Raw genomic sequence first — 6,531 nt, forward strand, 5'->3', positions numbered from 1 at the left:
CTGATACCCGAAATCCCATTTGCCATCGAAGGCGAAAACGGCCTACTCAGAAACCTTGAAAGAAGGCTCGATAAGCGTGGCCATGCGGTGATACTCGTTGCGGAAGGCGCCGGTCAGAATCTATTGAATTCGAAAGAGAAAACCTACGGCAAGATAGGTCCGTTTCTACAAAAGGTAATCAAAGAATATCTGTTGAGCAGGAATCGCGAAGCCAACATCAAATATATCGATCCAAGCTATATAATCCGCGCAACTCCGGCCGGGCCTGCCGATTCCCACTATTGTGCACGCCTTGGCGCCAACGCAGTGCATGCCGCTATGACTGGTAGAACCGCCTGCATCATCGGCCAATGGAGCAATTTCCTGGTTCATGTACCGATCCGAATGGCTACATATCAGCGGAAGCAAGTTAACAGTAGTGGCTCCCTGTGGCGTGATGTTCTCGAATCGACACGCCAGCCGATGCTTTTGACGAACTAACCTCAGATTCAATCTTTCGGTTTATCCCGCGCTGCACGTATGTCGAAGGGCTATGGCCCAGAGTTAGCTTGCGCCAACCCGAGCACCGAATTATGCTATTCCCAGAATTTCGGAGTAGGCTTTCAGCGCCGCATCACCCGATTTCCTGCCGAGCAAATCAGCGGTCAGGGTTTTTCCAAGCTGAACTCCTTCCTGATCGAAGGAGTTGAGATTCCAGCAGAAGCCCTGGAACATCACCTTGTTCTCATAATGAGCAAGCAGGCCGCCAAGAACTCGAGCACTGAGACTTCGAGCTACCAGAAGAGTACTCGGCCTGCAGCCTTCAAAATTCTTGTTAAGATTCTTATCTTCCTTTCCCTTGGCGAAGGCTACAATTTGTGCGACAAGATTAGCATTCAACTGTCTCTGGCTGTTTGAACCCCCTCTTCTCACATTCCCTTTGTCCTGCTCATTCAGAAAACCGATGAACTGCAACGGCACAATATCAGTTCCCTGATGGAGCAGCTGATAAAAGGAATGCTGTCCATTGGTGCCCGGCTCACCAAAAATCACTGACCCCGTGGGATAGCAAATTCTATCTCCAAAGCGATTGATGCATTTGCCATTGGATTCCATGTCCAGCTGCTGCAAGTGAGCCGGAAACCTGCGCAGAGCCTGGCTGTATGGGAGCACTGCTGAAGTTTGAAAACCAAGGATATTTCTGTAATAAATTCCAATCAAGGCATCAAGCAGTGCCGCATTATTCCGAACATCCTCCACAAGAGAGCGCTCATCCACTTCGTGAGCGCCGGCGAGCAACTCATCAAAAACTTCTGATCCAAAGGCAAGCGAGAGAAGTGCGCCACCTACCATGCTGGTTGAGGAGTATCGGCCCCCAATATTGTCGTCGATTTGGAATGAGGTCAGCACATACTTTGAATCTGCCAGTGGACTGTTTTTACTGGTTACCGCAATGAAATGTCCCACCGGATCGAAGCCCTCAATTCGTATGGATTTCATCCAGTCGATAATCAAATCCCTGTTAGCCAGCGTTTCAGGGGTGGTTCCGCTTTTGGATACCAGAATAAACAGGGTGCTTTCGGGATTCACTCGGGAGCATACCAGCGCAGCATCATCGGGATCCACGTTGGAGATGAACTGTGCCCGCATCTTCGGTCTGTGAATCCCCTCCAAGGCCAGATACAGGGCTCTGGGGCCAAGATCGGAACCACCGATGCCAATCTGCACAATGGTATCAAATTTCTTTCCCGTCGAACCCATTATTTGCCCCGCGTGAATTTTTTTTGAAAACTCCTTCACCCTTTCATTCTGCTGGGCATAGAATTCCCTCAATCCAACCCCATTTTCCACAACATCTTCTCCAAGTTGTCCTCGAGTAAGATGATGGAGGACGCGCCGCCTCTCTCCAGTGTTAATGAGTTCACCATTTAGCAGAACCCTGTATTTTTCAATTAGTTCCTGTTCATCGGCCAATTCCTCAAGGGCCTCAATGTGTGAAGAGTTCAGCAGAGAAGCACCGTAATAGAACGAAATGCCAGCGCCTGAGTCGACCCTCCAATGAAGCGCTCTTTTCCTGGTTAGCTCCATGGCCAAATCAACCTGTTTGTCCATTTCCAACAATCGTGAAAAGCTGTCCGTCTCATCCAAGTTTTTCCAACTGAGTTTCATTTCTATCTCCTCCTTCAGTCTAGTAGTTCAGTGTCAATCGCCCGGCCTGATCGTTCCGATGGCCGGTTACGTCTGTTCATCATCGATAAACGTTCAAGACAAGAATTGTAGAGCCTTGGCTCAATCCAAGTAAGTCCGCTATGATAATTTCCGGATTGTAATTGCATGAAAAAAAGATATCGTGCCAGTTCTGATGAACATCACATCCAGGAATGGCAAAACCCCGAGGTGATCGGAAGAAACAAACTGCCCGGAAGATTTCAACGGCCGCCCGCAACCTTCGATGCTTCGGCCCAAGTAGACAGCCCATGGGTATTGTATCTGGATGGTGAGTGGGATTTCAAATTTCTACCCAATCCCTTGCTCGATTCCGAGGCAATTGACTGGCAAAGCATAGAGGTTCCATCCAATTGGGAGCTTCACGGACATGGAATCCCTCAGTATTTAAATATAGACTATCCGCTGAACCACGATATCAAGAATCCGCCTGCGATAAATCCAGAAGACAATCCCACCGGATACTATCAGAAGTTATTTCGAATTCCCTCGGAATGGAAGGAACGACTCCCGAATGTGACACTGCGCTTCGAGGGCATACGCTCGGCCGCCTGGGTTTGGGTGAATGGCAAAGAGGTTGGTTATACGCAAAACACCTACTCACCGGCGGAATTCATTGTTGGCCCTCACCTGAAGATGGGAATCAACCAGATTAAGGTCAAAGTGATAAAAAACTGCGCCGGCAGCTATCTTGAAGATCAAGATATGTGGCGTTTGGGCGGGATTATAAGATCCGTCAGCTTGATTGCAGCACCCGATGGCGGTATTTTCGATGTCTTTGCACGCTGTAGTTTCGATAGTGATTTTGTTAATGCGGACTTGACTGTAACAATCACACTCGATTCGTTTCAGTTCGCTGATTTCGAAAAGAGGTTTGTGCGCTGGTATCTCTATGAGTTTGGTGGCATAGACATAGCGGCATCCTGTCCCTTCACTCCAGTGAGGTATCAAACTGACAGAAACACAGATATAGAAACCTCGATTAAGGTGTTGAATCCCAGGAAATGGAGCGCGGAAGAACCGAATCTCTACAATCTTGTATGTGAACTGAGTGAAAAAGATGGTGGCGTTTTAGATACTCGTTCAATGCCATGGGGATTTCGTCAGGTGGATATCGATTCCAGCAAAAAATTTGGCGTGTTGAAGGTGAATGGACGGCCGGTGAAACTGCACGGTGTGAACAGGCATGACTTCCATCCCCGATTTGGTCAAGCCGTACCGCGTGAAGTTATTGAGTCCGATTTGATTCTTATGAAGCGGAACAATATCAATGCGATTCGATGCAGTCACTATCCCAACCAGACGGCGCTTTATGAAACAGCCGACCGTCTCGGGCTTTACGTAATCGACGAGGCCAATATGGAGAGCCATGGTTTGCGGCGCATATTGCCCGCTTCCAGGCCAAATTGGCGCAAGAATTGCGTTGACAGAATGGAGAGGATGGTACTCAGCCATCGCAATCATCCCTGCATAATTATGTGGTCTCTGGGAAACGAGGCCGGCCAGGGGAGCAATCTTAGGGAAATGAAAAAATCCGCCCTGGCTTTGGATTCCACCCGCCCCATACATTATGAGGGCGACCATAGGTTGAAATACTCAGACGTTTTTAGCTTGATGTATCCGAGTATAGGGGTGGTGAGTAGGGTGGGTAAGGGCAAAAGGCTTCGGGCGGTTCTCGCAGATAGTCCTTTTGGACATCCGTTCCGGCCACATAAGTATCTCCACAAGCCATTTATTCTCTGCGAGTTTGCTCATGCGATGGGAAACAGCCTGGGAGGTTTTTCGGATTATATGAGGGAAATCGATAGCTTCCCCAATATCGCGGGCGCCTTTATATGGAGTTTTGCCGACCAGGCGCTCTATCGCCTCTCGGATGAGGGATTTAGTTATTTAGCCTACGGGGGAGACTTTGGCGATTTCCCCAACGATGGAGTATTCTGCGCCGATGGTATTTGGAGCGCCGATCGAAAAGCCAAGCCAATGCTTGAGGAAGTGAAGACTCTATATGCTCCAGTTTCGATTCGTCCGGCGAATATTGAACAGGGCATGGTTATTCTGCGCAACAAGAACTCTCATAAGGATTTCAGTGACTACCAGATAGATTGGGTTTTGGAGCGCGACGGCATCGTTCTGGGTGAAGGCAGTTTGCGTAAGCCTGATTTAGGCCCTGGAGAAGAGAAGAAGGTGAATTTGTTTAGGAGTATCGCGGAGTATCCAATCGAGGGCGAGGGCTATCTAAACTTTTTCGTTCGGCTGCTCAAAGAGAGCAGCTGGGCGCCAGCGGGGCATCTGGTGGCCAGGTTGCAACTTCCAGTGCCGAAACCTCAAGGAAGTGTTGTCGTTTCAGATTTGATATTTGAGCATCTGAAGATTGAGAAATCCGGGGAAATTGCCAAATCCAGTGTAGAGAGTCAGGAACCAGAGAAGTGGCATTATGAGCGACAAGGTGAGAGGTTTCTAATCGCGGCCGGCAAACTTGGCGCTATAATCAATCTCAAAGAAGGTTCCCTCGAAGCTCTCGATTTCGGCAAGGGCAACATTATTATAAGTCCATTACAGCCGGATTTTTTTCGTGCGCCAACCGACAATGAACGCCTTGGCAATGAGAAGCCGTTTAATACTCTGCTTCCGAATAGATTGCTCAAATGGATGAGAGGCGGAAGAAAATGGGAATCGGCTGGGCGAAGACGCAGGCTGAAAAACTGGAAATCCAAGCTGCGTGCAGATGGCCTTGAGATTAAAATGCGTTTTCGCATCAGTGGCTTTGCAGGTAAATTTATCTGGAAATTACTTTTTAGAAACGACGGCCGCATTCATGTAAGCATGCGGGGGCTTCCACATAGGGAGATGTCGCGCTTTGGCAGCCGAATGGTTATCCCCGCTCGCTATCAACGAGTAATCTGGTATGGTCTTGGTCCACAGGAGTGTTACATAGATAGAAAGGCCGGCACGATTGTGGGGTTGCACGAGACAGAAGTGGAAAAGCTCAACTATAATTATTTGAAACCCCAGGAGAATGGGAACCGCACTGAGGTTCGAAGAGTGGCATTTTCCGACGGTGGCTCTTCCATAGTATTCACTGCTTCTGAGAATAGTAGAATTGATTTCTCCGCGAGGTTTGAATCACGAGAAACGATTGACAATGCCGCTCACGCTCATGAAATAAATAGAGATATAAACATACATGTGAATATTGACGAGAGGCAACAAGGTATCGGCGGCTGCCGCCCTGGGATATTGCATTTGATGCCCAGGCATAGGATAAAGATGTTTCGCCTTCGCAATTTTGCTTATACGATTAGCAGGGAAATTCCTGGAACCGTTGACAATGAATCACGCAGTGTCTCCCGGCGGTGATTCATGGAAAACAGGCATTTCCTCAATTACATAAGCAGTGATTCGGAAAGGTTCGGAAGTTCCATAGCGCTCGAGCATTAAGGTTTCCTGAGTTCTGCCTTGCTCGCCCGTAACCATGCAGGTATAGGTTATAATCTCTCTTTTCCCATTCTCACCAATCGAGATATGCCTGCTTGTTCCAATTCTATTGTGAGAGATATACGAGCCATAAATCATTTTCTTCTGGCTTAAGAGAGAACCAGTCTGTACGGCCACTTCCATGCTGACAAACATATCTTTCGGGAAATCCACGCTGCCGGAATGCTGATATTCATAGAAATCGTTGACTACGTCTGCTGCTTGATTCGGCAGAATGCCGCAGGATATCAGTACTGAAAGCGCCGCGAACAGAATTTTCCGATTCATAAAACGCATACTGTATAGCATATCCCAGTTAGTTTCGAAATGACTACCCATGGGTGATTCGAAGGCATCGGGGATTAATTGATTCATGTATGTAGAAACGCGGAAGATTTTGGAATGGCTGGGTTTCTGGATTTTGGGGTTTTAGACTAGCACCTGGCCTGAGGTTGTTTTGCACAGTCTCATTAGCATGCAATTGGGAGAACCAATCCGCAACCTTCAGTGGCTTCACCGGAGAGCTGCCATAAGCGAGGTTCCTTTGAAAGGTTCTATCAAGGAAGGGCAGATCTTCTCTTCTCAAAGACTGGCAAACAAAGAGATTTGAGGTTTCCACTTCAACGGGGCAAACAAAGAGTATACATGTTTTGGTCTACAATATCGAAAGGTTCACATGAGCAGTGGTTTTACCATATATGCCCCAGCTCTCACGGTCTTTTTGGCACTCTGCAAAGTTTCGACAGTATGTTTGGGGAGGTAAGCACCATAGCCGGCAGTGACGATGCGGGGCATATGAGATGGCGCCGGCAGCATGGCACAGTTTGACAGCCCCACCGGCGTGGCCGTGGA

At 48.2% G+C, this 6,531-nt stretch carries 5 protein-coding genes; 2 read left to right on the plus strand and 3 right to left on the minus strand.

All coding sequences use genetic code 11. The features are described 5' to 3' along the window. Positions 1 to 480 (plus strand): 6-phosphofructokinase (locus tag S1OALGB6SA_RS10340; protein ID WP_503465888.1); only part of this gene is annotated, 480 nt, incomplete at its 5' end. 90 nt (positions 481 to 570) lie between these two features. Here S1OALGB6SA_RS10340 and S1OALGB6SA_RS07980 read toward each other — a convergent pair. Continuing rightward, positions 571 to 2,148 carry a phosphoglucose isomerase-related protein gene (locus S1OALGB6SA_RS07980; protein WP_124033121.1) on the minus strand — a complete coding sequence of 526 codons (1,578 nt, stop codon included), beginning with the start codon at positions 2,146 to 2,148 and terminating at the stop codon, positions 571 to 573. Between the two features lie 165 nt (positions 2,149 to 2,313). On the opposite strand from S1OALGB6SA_RS07980, the gene S1OALGB6SA_RS07985 reads away from it, so the two are divergent. Beyond that, positions 2,314 to 5,562, plus strand: coding sequence for a glycoside hydrolase family 2 TIM barrel-domain containing protein (locus S1OALGB6SA_RS07985; protein WP_124033122.1), 3,249 nt, complete (start codon positions 2,314 to 2,316; stop codon positions 5,560 to 5,562). On the opposite strand, the gene S1OALGB6SA_RS07990 is transcribed toward S1OALGB6SA_RS07985, so the two are convergent. Beyond that, positions 5,539 to 6,054, minus strand: a complete 516-nt coding sequence (locus S1OALGB6SA_RS07990) for a hypothetical protein (protein ID WP_124033123.1) — start codon at positions 6,052 to 6,054, stop codon at positions 5,539 to 5,541. The two genes, S1OALGB6SA_RS07985 and S1OALGB6SA_RS07990, sit on opposite strands and share 24 nt — an antisense overlap. A 297-nt stretch (positions 6,055 to 6,351) precedes the next feature. Then, positions 6,352 to 6,531, minus strand: a 180-nt coding sequence (locus S1OALGB6SA_RS10695; RefSeq protein WP_230204504.1) for a hypothetical protein, incomplete at its 5' end; no start/stop codon positions are given.

This window comes from Olavius algarvensis spirochete endosymbiont, assembly GCA_900608495.1.
Classification (GTDB): Bacteria; Spirochaetota; Spirochaetia; order DSM-2461; family DSM-2461; genus UBA2779.

Coding starts and splice junctions, on each gene's coding strand:
- S1OALGB6SA_RS07980 (WP_124033121.1), bottom strand. CDS start 2,148: ATGAAACTCAGTTGGAAAAACTTGGATGAGACGGACAGCTTTTCACGA.
- S1OALGB6SA_RS07985 (WP_124033122.1), top strand. CDS start 2,314: ATGAAAAAAAGATATCGTGCCAGTTCTGATGAACATCACATCCAGGAA.
- S1OALGB6SA_RS07990 (WP_124033123.1), bottom strand. CDS start 6,054: ATGAATCAATTAATCCCCGATGCCTTCGAATCACCCATGGGTAGTCAT.